Source organism: Amycolatopsis sp. NPDC051903, from assembly GCF_044452505.1.
Taxonomy (GTDB): domain Bacteria; phylum Actinomycetota; class Actinomycetes; order Mycobacteriales; family Pseudonocardiaceae; genus Amycolatopsis.
On the sequence record NZ_JBITBT010000017.1, the window covers coordinates 1 to 1,188 of the forward strand.

General features: G+C 73.1%; 1 rRNA gene and 1 pseudogene. Both read left to right on the plus strand.

Annotation, left to right across the window (positions count from 1 at the left end):
• Nucleotides 1–94: ribosomal RNA gene (rrf, locus tag ACIA77_RS29570) — 5S ribosomal RNA — on the plus strand; the annotation flags it as partial.
• A gap of 183 nt (nt 95–277) precedes the next feature.
• Nucleotides 278–1,188, plus strand: a pseudogene (locus ACIA77_RS29575) (hypothetical protein); the annotation flags it as partial.

Consider the following 1,188-nt stretch of genomic DNA (forward strand, 5'->3'; position numbering starts at 1 on the left):
AACGCCCGGTCCCATTCCGAACCCGGAAGCTAAGCCTGGTAGCGCCGATGGTACTGCAACCGAAGGGTTGTGGGAGAGTAGGACGCCGCCGAACTTTACTCAGGAGTGAGCCCCGGTAGAGAACCTCGAGTTCTCCCGGGGCTCACTGCTGTGCGGGCCGCGATCGTGCGCGGACGCGCGCGTGGGGTGCTCCGAACGGCCCCGTAGGATGGTCAGTCGGCCCCCTACCGGGCCGCCCACGAGATTTCAAGAGTGTTCAGCGATGGCAGGAGGCCAGGTGTCCGAGTTCGGTCGACGTGACTCAGAGGATGATGGGTCCGGCCGGTCGGCTCGCCGCGACCACGGCTCCCGCGGCAACCGGTCGGACGCGCCCCGGGGAGACCGGCGCGGCGCGCGGCAGGACCGCGGCGGACGCGACGGCGGCTACCAGGGACGTCCCCGCCGCGACGACCGCGGCGTGCGGGGCGGCGGATTCCAGAACCGCCCGTCGCGGGACAACGACGGTGGCGAGCGCGGCGGGTTCGCCGGCAAGCGCGACGACCGCCCCCGCACCGGCTTCGACAACCGCTCCGGCGGCCGGCCCCAGGGCAAGTCCGCCTCCGGCCGCCGCTGGGAAGACCGCGACTCTTCCGGCTCTCGCGGCGGCTACCGCAACGACCGCGACGGCGGCTATCGCAACGACCGCAGCTCCGGTGGCGGCTACCGCGACAACCGCTCGGGCGGCCCGCGGGACAACCGCGATCGGGACGACCGCGGCTCCGGCGGCTTCCGCAACGACCGCGGCGGCTCCGGCTTCCGCGGCGACCGGGACGGCCGCAGCTCGCGCGACAACCGCGGCGGCGGCTTCCGCAACGACCGCGACGGTGGCAACACCGGCTTCCGCAAGGACCGCCCTTCCGGCAGCGGCTACCGCGACGACAAGCGCGGCTCCGGCACCTTCCGCGACGACAAGGGCGGCCGCGGAGGTTTCCGGGACGACCGCAGCTCCGGCGGCTACCGCGACAACCGCGGTGGTAGCAGCGGCTACCGCAACGACCGGGACGACCGCAGTGGCAACCGCGACAACCGGGGCTTCCGCAATGACCGCGCAGACGGAGGCGGCTTCCGGAACGACCGCGACAAGGGCGGCTACCAGGACCGTGACCGTGGCGGTTTCCGCAACGACCGCGACAAGGGCGGCTATCGCGA